This is a genomic window from Bacillus sp. DNRA2, from assembly GCF_012843265.1.
Lineage (GTDB): Bacteria > Bacillota > Bacilli > Bacillales > Cytobacillaceae > Bacillus_BU.
Map to the genome: position 1 here is coordinate 60978 of NZ_JABAIT010000014.1, position 13086 is coordinate 74063.

The following is a 13086-nucleotide window of genomic DNA, read 5'->3' on the forward strand; positions in this document are numbered from 1 at the left end:
TAGAAATACTCCACTCGTGGTAAAATATACCAAAGGGAGTGGTGAGACCTTATGGAAAAAAATTATACTGTTTTCTTTCTATTATTATTTATTGCGTCTATTTCTGGTGGAATGGCACTTAAAGATTATTTCGATTTTTCCATGATTATAGGTGTTGGATTGGCGACAATATTTCTTTTTGCTTCAGCCTATTCTCTTGCTAAAAAGAACAGGAAAAGGAACTCATAAAACTAAATGATACCTAGGCTATTGGGAGATGGTTAATTGTTAAAAGTGCTGAGAATTATTTTAGCGGTCATTGTTGTATCAATCTCAGGATATGGCTTACTTACTAATAATTTTGAGGTCCAACCATATATGATGTTTTTGTTGGGCATCATGATGTTAGTAACGGGCATAGACGAACTTCAAAAAGGACGAAAAGAGTATGGTTGGTTGAGTATAATTGTTTTTTTGTTTTGTATATTTGTATCGTTCAAAGGAATGATCTCAAACTAGCAATCTGAATTGGTGAATTTTATAGTCAAGGTGATTTTTCTTGTTTCACAAATACTTGTGAAACAAGAAAAATCGGGCGGTGCCTGGCACCTTTTTTATTCTACCCGCGGAATGGATTGCGAAGAAATTGTAAAAAGCCCTGAGCTTTTCAATTTGAGCTACAGGGCTTTAATCAAATATTCATAATAGAAATGGCTTAATCATTTACAGCCATTGTGCAACTTTATCAATTGAGAGACGAACAGAAGGACGTCCAGCATCTTGTGCTTTACCAATTGAAATCAGCATAACTGGCACGTAGCGGTCTTTATCTAATCCAAATGTTTCCGCAATTTTGTCCTTGTCATAGCCGCCAATTGGATTCGTATCATAGCCAAAAGAACGGGCGGCAAGCATTAGTTGCATTGAAACTAGACCAGCATCAACTAATACAACATCCTTCATTTCTTCCCGAGATATGTTTTCATAATAGCCAGTGAAAGAGTTAAGTAGCTGTTCCTTGATTTCTAGCGGCATAAAGCCTTTCTCTACTGCAGAACCGTAAATTTCCTCGGCATTATCAAAATTGTCCAAATCACCAAATACAGCAATGACAGCAGAGGATGTTTCTACCTGAGTTTGATTGAATCTTGCCAGAGGTGCCAGCTTTGCCTTTGCTTCTGCACTCTCAATCACAAGGAAGCGCCATGGCTGCATATTTACTGAAGATGGAGCAAGTGTTGCTAATGAAAGAATTTCTGTCATTTCTTCATGGCTAATTTTTACGGATGGATCATAATTTTTGATTGAACGCCGTCCAGTGACGATTTTACTGAAGTCATTCGTTAATTGTTTAGTAGCAGTTGTCAATTTTAAACCTCTCCTTATATCACTAAATTTTTGATAGAATGCTTACCAACATTTATTTTAAGAATCTACATTCTTAGGATTGTGTTAGTTTTTTCAGAGAATGAGACTTGATGTTTTTTTAAAATTCCCCTTCAACATTTTAGACTATTTTATTAAAATTTGTCTAATTTAGAAACTCACTATCAAATGCTTGCTTTTTTTCCCAGCATTTAGTATCAATCATTTAAAATAGACGGAGAAATTCCGCTTAATTTGAAAATAGCATTAAAAATAGCTTCAATAGACGGAGAGATTCCGCTTATTGAAGCTAAAAGCATGAAAATGGGAGATTTTTCTTTCCATAGTCGGAAAATCTCCGCTTATTTACCCCAAAAATGAACTCCCATCTGCATCTAACCGGAAAATTTCCGCTTATCTTCTATATTAATTGCTTGATGTTTGTGGAAATTTTGATTATGTCGAGATTGCCAATCTAAGATTCCCACCAAAAAGAATTAGAAATCTGGATATCTGACCCCAATTGTGTTGTTTCTCCGATTTTAGGAGCGATTAGATTAACTTCTTTTTCCTTTGCCGCTATTAATGCTCGCTCAATCGGCTCGGTCCAACCATGATAGGCAAGTGTAAAGCCGCCCCAGTGGATTAACATCATCTTCTTCCCGCATACATCTAAGTGTGCCTGCACAGCTTCTTCGGGTGTCATATGGACCCAGGACCAGCGTCTGTCATATTGACCGCCTTCCATTAATGTAATATCAAAAGGTCCATATTTCTTACCAATATCCTTAAAATGATCACCATACCCACCATCACCGCTAGTATAGAAACGGGTGTTTTTTCCAAGAATGACCCAACCGCCCCAAAGCGTTGAATTACGATTAGAAATCCCTCTACCAGAAAAATGTTTAGATGGGGTCAATGCCATCGTTAAGCCTTGGAAAATCGTTTCATCCCACCAATCCAGTTCCGTTATTTTCCCACCATCGACTCCCCAACGAATCAAGTGAGCACCTACACCAAGAGGAACGAAGAACTGATTGACTTTGGACTTTAGCATTTTAATAGATGGATGATCTAAGTGGTCATAATGATCATGGGTAATCAGGACAGCATCAATTGTCGGCATTTCGTCAATGACATGCAGAAGACTTCCTGTGTAGCGTTTACTTCCTATAAAAGAAACAGGTGAAGCAATTGGCCCAAGCATAGGATCTACAAGAATTTTTTTATGGTCGATATTAACTAAAAAAGCAGAGTGGCCAAGCCAAGTCACACTATCTTCTTTACTATTAATTTTGTTCCAATTAATCTCGGAAACCGGAATTTGTTTGGTAGGTGTACGGTCTTGGCGGCCTGATATGAACTCTTTCAACATCGATACATTATCAGAGAAACTCCTAGCCATGCTTGTCGGCACCTGATTAACGAACTTCCCGTCGACATAATGATCATATTTTTTATATACATCATGTTGTTCTTTACTCGAGGTTCCTCCGAATACCGGATGAAGTTTTAGAAAAATGGTTATGACCAAACATAATAGAAGTAAAAATATCAGTAGATATATCATTTATTTTTCGATGATTCCTTTCATAGCCCTTTGGTAATGGGATTCTTACTATCTTACTATACAATATACATCATAACCCCCCTTTCCATATAACATGTAAAAGAATAATAAAAAAAGCCCTGTTTTGCAGGGCAATCATAATTTGTTATATTCCTCATCTGATACTGGTTCCAACCATTCAGTTGTACCTGCGGTGATGCGATGTGTTCAAACCAGCTGTCTTTCGCAGCACCATGCCAGTGTTTAACCCCATCATAAGTGACTATGACATCGCCTGCTTTTAAGAATTGTGCATATGCTTCATTTTTTCAACTACTGGAAAAATAACGCCATTTTTCACATCTTCATGTTTTGCCACTTTTATTCCTTTTAAAGCTCATTTTATATTGCCCTTTATGTAAAACTACTTAAAAGAATATATAAGAGATAAAAGCAACTCCCATTAAAAAAGAAAGAGCTAATTTTCCCCAATTAATAAGAATTGATTCAACATTTTTTAAGGTTTGGTTCGTTACAAAAAAACACAAGAAAAATACTATAATAATGATAAATCTAAAATTTGAGAGTTTTAATGAATCAAATATATAACTTCCTAAATATTGATTATGAGGAATCTTTATACTGAGAAGTATACAGACAAGCATGATTAATCCTGATGTTACTCCTACCGTTTTTTTTATTTTATCCATTGTAAAATCATCCTTTATGCTTATTATTGGATAGCTGATAATTCAGTTTCTTTTATCTTCCCATGCTCCAATAAAAAACATCTAGTAGCTATTTGTTTACAAATTTCTGGAAGGTGAGAAACGAAAATTATTATTGAACCTTTTTTTGCATGATCTATCAATATATTCTTGGCGATTTTTTGAGCGTCACTATCAAGGGACGAGAATGGTTCATCTAATAAAATAATAGATGATGATTTACGCGCAAAAAAAGCAGACCAATATAATTTATGTCGCATTCCTAAAGAGTATTCTTGAACAGGCTGTTTTAAGGCGGTTTCCATATTAAATTTTTCTATCATTTTAAAGAAAAAGCCATTAAAATCCTCATGGGAGATATTGAATAATTGTTGTATAAACTTTGCATTTTCTTCTCCAGTTAAATAATCAAATAGATATGGTTCAGAAGGTATGTAAATTAAATTAGACAACAATTCTTCCCTATTAATAATCAATTTCCCATCAAGATAAATTTCAATTTCCGTATCAATAAGTTGTGCAATAATGCGAAGTAATGTGCTTTTTCCTGAGCCATTAGATCCTTTTAGCCAAATGATGTCTCCATTATTGGCTGTAAAAGAAATGTTTCTTAATAAATCCTGATCCTTTTCATAGTTAAACTGTAAATCTTTTATTTCTAGCACAACAACACTCCTCAATAAGAAAGTCCAAATTTAGTTTCTAAAATTCCTGCAATAAACAGCAATATAACAATTAATAAGGGTGGCATAATAATTTCTAATTTAACAATTTTGGGGGACACATTTCTTTTTTTAATAGCGGTAATTAAAAAACTCCAAAGCATAAATGGGTAAAGACATGCTATTAGGACCGCAGGTATTTCAAAAATACCATGTGGAAGAAATGCTGTAAAAATTGCCTGAGTCATGTTATTTTGAATAATCATTTCAATGACAATGCCTATCATTACTCCATTTGTGATTAAAATTATTAAGCTGCCAATTCCATAGGTTAAAAATCCTACTAAGACCAGAATAAGACATTGTTTCATATTATGGGAAAAGTAATAAAACCAATTGTTATCTGGTGGATTAGGTGGTAACGGCACCTTATGGCTTTGAAAAACTCCCCCCCACAAACAAGAAAAAAAGAAAACTAACAATATAAGAATTAGTTTTCGAGAATATTTAGACCACATCAATTCATTACGCATTTCAGTTTTAATTTTTTTCATGCTTTATTTACCATCTTTTTTTATATTTTTTATTTACGAAAAAATACCAGCTAAATACTCCTAAAGCAATCAGAAATAGAAAGGAGTCATATAATAGGGATAACCCCAAACTGTCTTTAATAAAAACTGCAATAAAAAACAAAAGAAATAGAACTCCACTAATTGCTCTGTTTGGAATAGTAAAAAAATATTGTAATGTTTTTGATTCATAAGTATCCATACGAATCATATATATATTGGCGTAATCAAAACGACTGCATAACTGCAACCAATATGTACTGACGAGAACATTTACAAAAAACAATACCCAAACACCAACAATACCAATAATAAATTCAATAATAGATCCCTTTATTATCAATGCTCCCAGTATAAACATAATGGTAGTTACAATTTGTACAGGTGATAACAAAATATAGATTAACTTTCTTTTACTACTCATATATTGATTAATATTCAAATGCGGAGACAATTTAGTTAATTCTATTTGTCTCAACTCACTTGAAGGATGAAGAATTGGATAATTCATTAGCCATATCCCGATAGTCTGTGATACTACGAGCCAAGATACAAACCAAAATGCAATGATAAAACTAGAGTAGGAATTTACACTTCCAATAAGAAAAATTGAAAATCCTATTATTGGAGATATTGCCGGTGGCATAAACAAAAACATTTTTTGTGGTATATTGCACGTGTTAATAGTCCTTTCCATCACGACTAAATCTCTATGTATCCATGGATTATTAGGATAAATCCGTCTACTTAACCACTGATAAAACTTAAAGAATGGGTTTTGAGAAGTTAATAAAATCATTGGGTTCTTTTTAGAAATAAAGTTTATTCTAGTTGACTGAAAAATAAAATAATAAACATTTAAACCTATATATATCAGGAAAAATATACCGATTATGTAATAGGACCATTCAGAATGTGACCACTTAATCCAAATATTTTTGACAAATTCAAATCTGATAACAAAAATATGCTTAACTGTATTTGAAAAATACTGTAAAGATTTTACTAAGCCTTGTTGATAAATATTGTTTGTAATAGGCTTTTCTATTAATGGAAGGAGCAATAATTTACTTAATATCCATATTAAGCATGAGGAAAGTAATAATTTTATGAAATAAATTACTTCACTATGTATTGTATTTTCAACTTTCATTCCCCAGGTATTTAATACTAGATTTTTCAATTTTGAAATATAAATAAATGAGACTAACAATATCCAAACTAATGTCAACAAAATTCCAGCCATAAAATTAGGTGATATTTGAAAAATTACAAATATAGCTATTATTTCAAGGGATAATTCATGTAACCAAAACATCAGCAACTCAGAAATCAAAGCGAAATTCAGTAGTTGATTTCGGTTATAGTGCGATTGCCAAAGCAAGTCGTTTAATGGATTGTTGCTTACTCTAGAAAAATGTTGTCGCGCTGTTGTACTTGGAAGCAAAAAATTAAATAGTAATACCCCAAAAACAATAAAATTTCTTACAGTAATATTTGTAATGCTTTCAAAAAAAAATGCAAATAATAAAAGTAGCATATTCTGAGATAGTAAAGAAAATATCCAACTTAATGAAGCAGGAAGTTTTATTCCTAGTTTATTTTTCAATTGCTCTGTTATCCCAGCAAAGTCTTGACGCATTTGGTCGAGAACGATGGTTTTTAATATAAAGCTATAAGAATTCATAATGGTTATGGCCTCCGTTGAACACTATAAAAACCGTAAATTTAAATACATAGGTAATAGAAGAGGGAAAATCTCTTCTATTACCTATTAAGCTAGCAAAAATACCTACCAGACTATCGCTTGAGCTTTTAAATTGTTTGCAATTTTCTTTTTAATGTAAATAATAGCGAAATCAATTGCAGCAGCAGTCGGAGCAAGTCCGCCCGCTGAGAGTATTGCCATAATTGTAGATACCGCAATCGCTGCGTACCCTACAGCATCAACAACATTAACAATTTGTGTTGCAAGCGGCTTACCAACACCAAAAAATCCCATAGCTTCTAACATTCCAAAATCCTCCTTGAATCCAATTTTTGTCTAATATTTAGACTATTTGTCTTTTTTTGACAATTCTCATTGTACTATACAAAAAATGGTAATTCAATTAGAATTTGTAAAAAATGTAAATAATGTTATTTTGTGGTGACTTAATCGTGTTTCTATCATAATATTCATTAATTATTAATTATCAAAACTATCATCTCCATTCACTATTTTCCGATATGATATTTATCCATCTTTTTAGAGGACCATTAATCTTTATTGTTTCTCTGAAGATGGTCATTCCACATGAGCTAGAAAATTCAAAAAAAAGAAAACCCTGTTGACGTTTTATTTGTCGTTTGGGTTTTCTTTTTTTTGAATAAAATAGTCTCTCAATATTTAAGGGGACTATCCAACTACATAAAGCGGTTGCTGCTTATTTGATAAATCTAATAAATTACTGAAGGTTTCCCAAGAGTTAAATCTTCAGGACAGGCCACGAGAAAAATCTATATTTCTGTGCGCAATTTACATCGTGCTTGTATCAATGACAAATCGATACTTCACATCTGAAGCTAATACGCGTTCGTAGGCTTCGTCAATTTGGTCGGCCGAAATGACTTCAATCTTAGGAGTAATGTTATGCTCTGCACAAAAGTCTAACATTTCCTGAGTTTCACGAATGCCGCCAATCATTGAACCGGCAAAGGAACGGCGGTGACCGATAAGATTAAACACATTGAGTGACAATGGTTCAGCCGGCGCACCAACGTTTACTAGAGCACCATCAAGCGCTAGCAGTGATAAATAGGAATTAAGATTAATTTTTGCACTAACAGTATTAATCATTAAATCAAAGGTTCCAGCAAGTTGCGCGAACGTTTCTGGGTTACTTGTTGCATAGTAATGATCTGCGCCAAGCTTGAGGCCATCTTTCTGTTTCTTCAATGATTGTGATAGGACGGTAACCTCGGCACCCATCGCATGGGCAATTTGACAAGCCATATGGCCAAGACCGCCCATCCCAATCACCGCAACCTTTTTCCCTGGACCAGCGCCCCAATGGTTTAATGGAGAATAAGTCGTAATCCCTGCGCAAAGTAGTGGTGCAGCAGCAGCAAGCTCGATTGATTCAGGAATTCTGAGCACGAAATTTTCCTGTACGACGATATGGGTTGAATAACCACCTTGCGTAGGCTCGCCGTATTTGTCAACACCAGCGTAGGTTTGGATATTTCCTTTGAGGCAGTATTGTTCCTCACCTTTACGGCAGTTCTCGCACTCGCCGCAAGAGTCAACCATACACCCAACTCCGACTCGGTCACCAAGCTTGTATTTTGTCACGTGAGGACCAACAGACGTCACAATCCCCGCAATCTCATGCCCAGGTACGAGCGGATAATTCACCGGACCCCATTCTCCGTGTGCAGTATGTATGTCTGAATGACAGATCCCTGCATATTTAATTTCAATTAGAACATCCTGCGAATCAAGTTCCCGACGTTTAATTTCAGCTGCACGAAACGGTTTGTCCGGACCATCAACAGCTCTAGCTTTAGCAGTAATCATCAATAAAATCCTCCTATCGATACTTTATTCAAGAGAGAGTGTATGTCTCAGGAAAATGAATCCATCATGCTTCACTTCTCCCTTCTCTTTCTCTTGCAAAAATAATTCTATCCCCTAGAGTTAACTCGAGGTCAAGTCATTTATTTATTCTTTAGAACCTCATTCTAAAAAAACTCAATCTATTAAACCCGCTAGATTTTCGCATCCATTGTTAAATACCTTTGACATAGATTAATGACAATGATAGAATCCCCTCATTAAGATAGAGTTAACTCGAGGTCTATTTTTATAAAAAGAAAGGAAGATTCCTGTTGAAGACCTATTCAATCAGCGAAGTCGCAAAAGAGTTGAATCTGACCGTATATACCTTGCGCTACTATGACAAAGAGGGACTTATCCCATTTGTCGAACGGACAGAAACTGGTATCCGCTTGTTTAAAGAATCCGATATCGAAGCATTAAGGATTATTGAATGTTTAAAGGCTACTGGGATGCCAATTAAAGAAATCAAACATTTCATCGATTGGTGTTCTGAAGGGGATGCCACGCTGCAGCAAAGATATGACATGTTTTTGGAAAGAAAAGCGAGTGTAGAAGCACAGATGGCAGAACTCAAAAAAACAATGGAACGCATCGAGTACAAATGTTGGTATTACAAGACTGCTTTGGATGCTGGGACGGAGAATGTTCATAAACACGATAAAATAGAGGTTAGGAATTGATAGGAGACAAAGTGTATTGGTAAATAGCAGTATAATGTGAGGTCGGTTTCGCTCCATTCAACAAAAAACCGTACGAGCAATAAACACTCAGTACGGTTTAATAAGTAATAGTATCATAACTTTGACGGGACTACGTGGGAGCCCCACATATCAGTTATCTTGCCATTTCTCTACTTTATCTAACTAATTATTTTTGTTGTCTATTCAATAATTTCCGTATGGAAGCAAAGTTTCATATGGTTTACCATTGTTTCGCCGAGGTCAGTAAATGTTGCCACACCTTGTTTATGAATGGCTGTTTTGAATCCTTCTGCGTCTGCTCCTGCAACAGTTAAAAAGTCGCAAATATCGGTACATACACCAACAGTATGAACCATACCTACTCCTAAACCTCTTAAAGTTTCAGCCAAATCCGTTTGAAAGAATGCATTATAATTCGTTTTGGGCGTATAAATTACATTCTCATGATCTTTATTATTTTGAAACCAACCATGTAATTCTCCGTACAATTGCTGGCCTTTTGTACCTACAATATTGTGCTTTGGCCATAATTCAAAGTGTGGGTCATTAGGTTGGTGTGCATCCATTGTTACTACAACGACATTTCCTTTTGTTAAAAAACTAGTGGCCAATTCGATAATATAAGGCACTATGTCTTGTGCGGGCTTACCAGCCGTTAACGTACCATGATCCGCTATAAAATCATTACTCATATCAACAATTAATAAAGCTTCCTTTGCCATCTTAATTCAACCCCCTGCAAAAATTCGGTGCCAGGCACCGCCCGATTTTTCTTGTTTCACAGATATTTTGTGAAACAAGATTTTTCGGGTGGTACCTGGTACCACAAAAGCACCACAAATATTCTTAATAGCCATGTTGTTCCTTTAGTAAATCATCTTCTTCAGCTGGACTCAATATGCCGTACGCTTTTCCAACTGTTCCTTCCCTGAGTTTCCATATTTCGTTATGCTCGGCGACAATATTACTAAAATCGTTGTTGCTCCATTTATTTATCATGGCGTACAGATCTATATTTTTGTTAAAGTCTGGATTTTCCTGAAGCACCTCTCGAACTGCCAGAAGATTAACCTCACTCATTAGGATAAATCCCCATTTTTCTTCCGAGCGGACTTTCTGATGGGTCATCTTGTGAAGGATTTCTAACAATCCCTTTTCCGACGGAGCATCAGCAATTCCAAGATCAATTTTAGCCTGATCAATTTTACCCCTTAATTCTTTTATATGTGTCTCTTCTTTTTCCTTTACTATTCTAGCAAATTCTTTTTTTAACAAACTAACTCTTTCGATAAGTTCTTGTTTTTCCTTGCCTTTAGATAACAATGCCACCGCTTCCTCCGCAGCATCGTTATTCTCTTGAATCGGATTCATTTCCGCGCTTATCACCTTCGATTCTGCATCAACGATCGCTTTTTTAATATTTTCATTTTCAATTGTTTTTTGGGCTTCAATCGTTTCTTTGGGCTCTTCCTTTTGAAAGAAAAGAAAACCAATTGTTCCTCCGCCTGCTAATAATAAAATTGAAAAAATAATGATTAAAAATTTATTTTGTAAATACAAGTTGTTACCCCCGCTATATATAAGTTTCATAGACATATATTACCATAAATATTCCAGTAAAGGATTTTTATTGGTTCTATCTGTTAGTAAGGATTTTTTAATCTGCTATTTACTGAAAGGGTTTATGATTGTAATTTTTAGGCAAACAGAGAAAAATTCCTATTGTTTCTCCCTAACACAATATTAATTTTAGAAATTTACAAAAATTGTAACTTATGTTAAATTCTTTGTAGTCATTTAATCTTGGGAGGAAAATATATTGTATTCAATAAAAAAACTTGGAATTTTATTAACCATTACCGGTGCATCTTTAATTATTTTTAGAGTATTATATTTTGAACCTCATGAATCTCCCTATTGGTTACTTGCTTCTGGAGTAGTATTATTTATTGCTGGTTCTATTATTACACCTACTTATGAGAAAAAGAAAAAAGCATAAGCTAAAATAAATATAAATTATCCATGAAATTGCACACAAATAAGCGCTCTCCATGTACTTGGAAAGCGCCATTTGTTGAAGCGTGTGGATAAATATCCGATTTGTTACTCTCCTACTTGTCCATCGCCATCTCGATCGTCCATATATTGATAGAGCCATGAATCGCGTGTAATTGGCATTTTAAAGCCAGCAGCTTTAGCTTCAGCGATTGTAACTCTTCCATCATGATTGGTATCCACCTTACCAACATCTTCATTACTAGTTACCGTTTCGTTTGCAGGTACAGTGTTTGTTTGCGGTGGCGTACTGCTCGCACCTGTCGTTTTCCCTAAATTTTTGTTCACTTCATCTGGGTTTACATTGTCAAATTCATCCGTAACGGATCTGCCCTGAATTTTGTATGTGAATTTATAATGGTTTGGAGTTTGCGTCTGAGTATTTGGATATTGAATCACCGCGACGAAATCTGTACAACCGCCTGCATCTCGAATCACTTTTTCCATATAAGCTTGATCGCCGTGCTGATTGAGAATGCTGTTTTGAGGTGTAATGTTATAGGCGTTTGATACTCCCCCAAGTGCGTCTGCAATCACATGACCTTGATCTAAGTCTGGGCTCTCTGTACCGGGAACCCTTGCTTCATCAGAATAGTATCTCCCAGACGATAAAACATGTTCAGTTTTATGATTTTGGAGTGTTATCTTTTTTGCTTCAACACGAATCAGCTGTCCGTATTCATTTGTAAAAGCCCAATATTCCCTGTCGCCAAATCCGACATCAACTCTTGAATTCGGCTTTCTATATCCTGACATATCTCCGCCATCCACTTCAATTACTGTATACTTACTGTAGTCAAAGTCACCATTAACACTTGTTGTCGTTGGTGAACTAGTGGCCGGAACGCTTTCACTAGTCGTTTTTTCGGCTTCATCGTCAGATGTACTTTGCTTGCTTTCAACAGTGGCCTCTTTCTTTTTGCTGACTTCTTGATTCATTTCCGGATTATTTTGTTGAGAACAACTAGTAAATATAATAAGCACTGAAAGGAGTAATAAAATAACCCCCCATGATTTTTGATACCATTTTTGTTGCATATTGCACCTCTATTTAAAAATGGAATAACTATATTTTACTATATTTATCTGAGCAATAGTGTAAATATTAATATTTTTACCTTGATTTCCTCATAAGTAAAGTCATACCAATTCGTTTTACCCCTGAAAAATAAAAACGGCATTCCTTTTTAAAAGAATGCCTTGGTTGGTATATGTTTATTAGGGTTAACCTTTTGATAAAGATATTATGTTATTCGTTTTGGGTAAAATAAACCCAAACTATGCACTCATCCCCATAATAGCCCCAGTAAAAAATGGAATGATCCAAATCATCCAAACCACTAAACTTATTTTATGAAAGCGCAGCTGAGCTTTTTGGTTGTTGGCAACAATCACAATTGACGCCCAAACAACATGAAATAGCATTAATAAAATAGCAAGCGTTCCAGTAATCCCATGTAAATTGAATACAAAGCCGCTTTCATTTATACTCATCAACGTCGTTCCGACCGTATCAAAACCAAGCCCGAGCCAAAAGATTAATAAGTGCCATTTTTTCAAGCTGCCCTGCTGTTTTTCACTCCAAACACCAAGCGTGTATAACAAAAAAGCTAAATTTATCGTAATGATCGCATAAAGAAGCATCGTGTATTTTCTCCTCTCACCCTGTATATGCTCTCAATATCTCTGTTCATTATTTTCAGGGATTAATCGTAAATCCAAATTAAATTCATCTTAAATTTTTCTTAATTTATTTTTTTATAAAAAATAAATAGACTAGCCTCCTTACGTGATTTTAGGAGAGTAGTCTATTTTTTCGATTCAATCCAGCTTCTACAAGCAAATTCCGTTTCAACAATTAATAGAATCAA

At 35.0% G+C, this 13086-nt stretch carries 16 protein-coding genes and 1 pseudogene; 4 read left to right on the forward strand and 13 right to left on the reverse strand.

Annotated features, from left to right (window positions below):
- Positions 1–51 precede the first annotated feature (51 nt).
- Complete coding sequence (locus HHO41_RS13145; RefSeq protein WP_169099330.1) at positions 52–228, forward strand: hypothetical protein; 177 nt, start codon at positions 52–54, stop codon at positions 226–228.
- 132 nt (positions 229–360) lie between these two features.
- Positions 361–498, forward strand: coding sequence for a YczI family protein (locus tag HHO41_RS22735; protein WP_348981277.1), 138 nt, complete (start codon positions 361–363; stop codon positions 496–498).
- A 204-nt stretch (positions 499–702) separates the two neighbouring features.
- Here HHO41_RS22735 and HHO41_RS13155 read toward each other — a convergent pair whose 3' ends face one another.
- The 9 genes and pseudogenes from HHO41_RS13155 to HHO41_RS13195 all read right to left on the reverse strand — a co-directional run bounded on the left by HHO41_RS13155 (position 703) and on the right by HHO41_RS13195 (position 8417).
- The gene (locus HHO41_RS13155; protein ID WP_169099334.1) at positions 703–1347 is read right to left on the reverse strand and encodes a nitroreductase family protein; all 645 of its coding nucleotides are present in this window, start codon (positions 1345–1347) and stop codon (positions 703–705) included.
- Positions 1348–1819: 472 nt separating this feature from the next.
- Complete coding sequence (locus HHO41_RS13160) at positions 1820–2917, reverse strand: MBL fold metallo-hydrolase (RefSeq protein WP_169099336.1); 1098 nt, start codon at positions 2915–2917, stop codon at positions 1820–1822.
- Positions 2918–3052: 135 nt separating this feature from the next.
- Positions 3053–3210 (reverse strand): annotated as a pseudogene (locus tag HHO41_RS22375) (cupin domain-containing protein); the annotation flags it as partial.
- 114 nt (positions 3211–3324) lie between these two features.
- Positions 3325–3606, reverse strand: a complete 282-nt coding sequence (locus HHO41_RS13170) for a hypothetical protein (RefSeq protein WP_211171151.1) — start codon at positions 3604–3606, stop codon at positions 3325–3327.
- A 23-nt stretch (positions 3607–3629) separates the two neighbouring features.
- Entirely contained in the window at positions 3630–4289 is a 660-nt protein-coding gene (locus HHO41_RS13175) for an ATP-binding cassette domain-containing protein (RefSeq protein WP_169099338.1), read from the reverse strand.
- A gap of 11 nt (positions 4290–4300) precedes the next feature.
- The gene (locus tag HHO41_RS13180; RefSeq protein ID WP_169099340.1) at positions 4301–4840 is read right to left on the reverse strand and encodes a stage II sporulation protein M; all 540 of its coding nucleotides are present in this window, start codon (positions 4838–4840) and stop codon (positions 4301–4303) included.
- A 7-nt stretch (positions 4841–4847) separates the two neighbouring features.
- On the reverse strand, positions 4848–6545 hold the full coding sequence (locus HHO41_RS13185; protein WP_169099342.1) for a hypothetical protein: 1698 nt from the start codon (positions 6543–6545) through the stop codon (positions 4848–4850).
- A gap of 105 nt (positions 6546–6650) precedes the next feature.
- Complete coding sequence (locus tag HHO41_RS13190; RefSeq protein ID WP_169099344.1) at positions 6651–6872, reverse strand: uberolysin/carnocyclin family circular bacteriocin; 222 nt, start codon at positions 6870–6872, stop codon at positions 6651–6653.
- 504 nt (positions 6873–7376) lie between these two features.
- The gene (locus HHO41_RS13195) at positions 7377–8417 is read right to left on the reverse strand and encodes an NAD(P)-dependent alcohol dehydrogenase (protein WP_169099346.1); all 1041 of its coding nucleotides are present in this window, start codon (positions 8415–8417) and stop codon (positions 7377–7379) included.
- A gap of 311 nt (positions 8418–8728) precedes the next feature.
- Here HHO41_RS13195 and HHO41_RS13200 point away from each other — a divergent pair, with 311 nt between their 5' ends.
- Entirely contained in the window at positions 8729–9139 is a 411-nt protein-coding gene (locus tag HHO41_RS13200) for a MerR family transcriptional regulator (RefSeq protein WP_169099348.1), read from the forward strand.
- Positions 9140–9339: 200 nt separating this feature from the next.
- Here HHO41_RS13200 and HHO41_RS13205 read toward each other — a convergent pair whose 3' ends face one another.
- Both HHO41_RS13205 and HHO41_RS13210 read right to left on the reverse strand, forming a co-directional pair.
- Complete coding sequence (locus HHO41_RS13205) at positions 9340–9882, reverse strand: cysteine hydrolase family protein (protein WP_169099350.1); 543 nt, start codon at positions 9880–9882, stop codon at positions 9340–9342.
- 124 nt (positions 9883–10006) lie between these two features.
- A complete protein-coding gene (locus HHO41_RS13210) occupies positions 10007–10720 on the reverse strand; it encodes a DUF6241 domain-containing protein (protein ID WP_169099352.1) in 714 nt (237 codons plus the stop codon).
- 259 nt (positions 10721–10979) lie between these two features.
- Between HHO41_RS13210 and HHO41_RS13215 the strand changes: the two genes are divergently transcribed.
- A complete protein-coding gene (locus HHO41_RS13215) occupies positions 10980–11159 on the forward strand; it encodes a hypothetical protein (RefSeq protein WP_169099354.1) in 180 nt (59 codons plus the stop codon).
- Positions 11160–11263: 104 nt separating this feature from the next.
- Here the strand turns inward: HHO41_RS13215 and HHO41_RS13220 are convergent, their stop codons facing one another.
- Both HHO41_RS13220 and HHO41_RS13225 read right to left on the reverse strand, forming a co-directional pair.
- Positions 11264–12253, reverse strand: coding sequence for a DNA/RNA non-specific endonuclease (locus HHO41_RS13220; RefSeq protein WP_169099356.1), 990 nt, complete (start codon positions 12251–12253; stop codon positions 11264–11266).
- A gap of 240 nt (positions 12254–12493) precedes the next feature.
- The gene (locus HHO41_RS13225) at positions 12494–12859 is read right to left on the reverse strand and encodes an HsmA family protein (RefSeq protein WP_169099358.1); all 366 of its coding nucleotides are present in this window, start codon (positions 12857–12859) and stop codon (positions 12494–12496) included.
- Between the last annotated feature and the right edge of the window lie 227 nt (positions 12860–13086).

Coding starts and splice junctions, on each gene's coding strand:
- HHO41_RS13145 (WP_169099330.1), top strand. CDS start 52: ATGGAAAAAAATTATACTGTTTTCTTTCTATTATTATTTATTGCGTCT.
- HHO41_RS22735 (WP_348981277.1), top strand. CDS start 361: ATGTTTTTGTTGGGCATCATGATGTTAGTAACGGGCATAGACGAACTT.
- HHO41_RS13160 (WP_169099336.1), bottom strand. CDS start 2,917: ATGATATATCTACTGATATTTTTACTTCTATTATGTTTGGTCATAACC.
- HHO41_RS13170 (WP_211171151.1), bottom strand. CDS start 3,606: ATGGATAAAATAAAAAAAACGGTAGGAGTAACATCAGGATTAATCATG.
- HHO41_RS13180 (WP_169099340.1), bottom strand. CDS start 4,840: ATGAAAAAAATTAAAACTGAAATGCGTAATGAATTGATGTGGTCTAAA.
- HHO41_RS13185 (WP_169099342.1), bottom strand. CDS start 6,545: ATGAATTCTTATAGCTTTATATTAAAAACCATCGTTCTCGACCAAATG.
- HHO41_RS13190 (WP_169099344.1), bottom strand. CDS start 6,872: ATGTTAGAAGCTATGGGATTTTTTGGTGTTGGTAAGCCGCTTGCAACA.
- HHO41_RS13195 (WP_169099346.1), bottom strand. CDS start 8,417: ATGATTACTGCTAAAGCTAGAGCTGTTGATGGTCCGGACAAACCGTTT.
- HHO41_RS13205 (WP_169099350.1), bottom strand. CDS start 9,882: ATGGCAAAGGAAGCTTTATTAATTGTTGATATGAGTAATGATTTTATA.
- HHO41_RS13220 (WP_169099356.1), bottom strand. CDS start 12,253: ATGCAACAAAAATGGTATCAAAAATCATGGGGGGTTATTTTATTACTC.
- HHO41_RS13225 (WP_169099358.1), bottom strand. CDS start 12,859: ATGCTTCTTTATGCGATCATTACGATAAATTTAGCTTTTTTGTTATAC.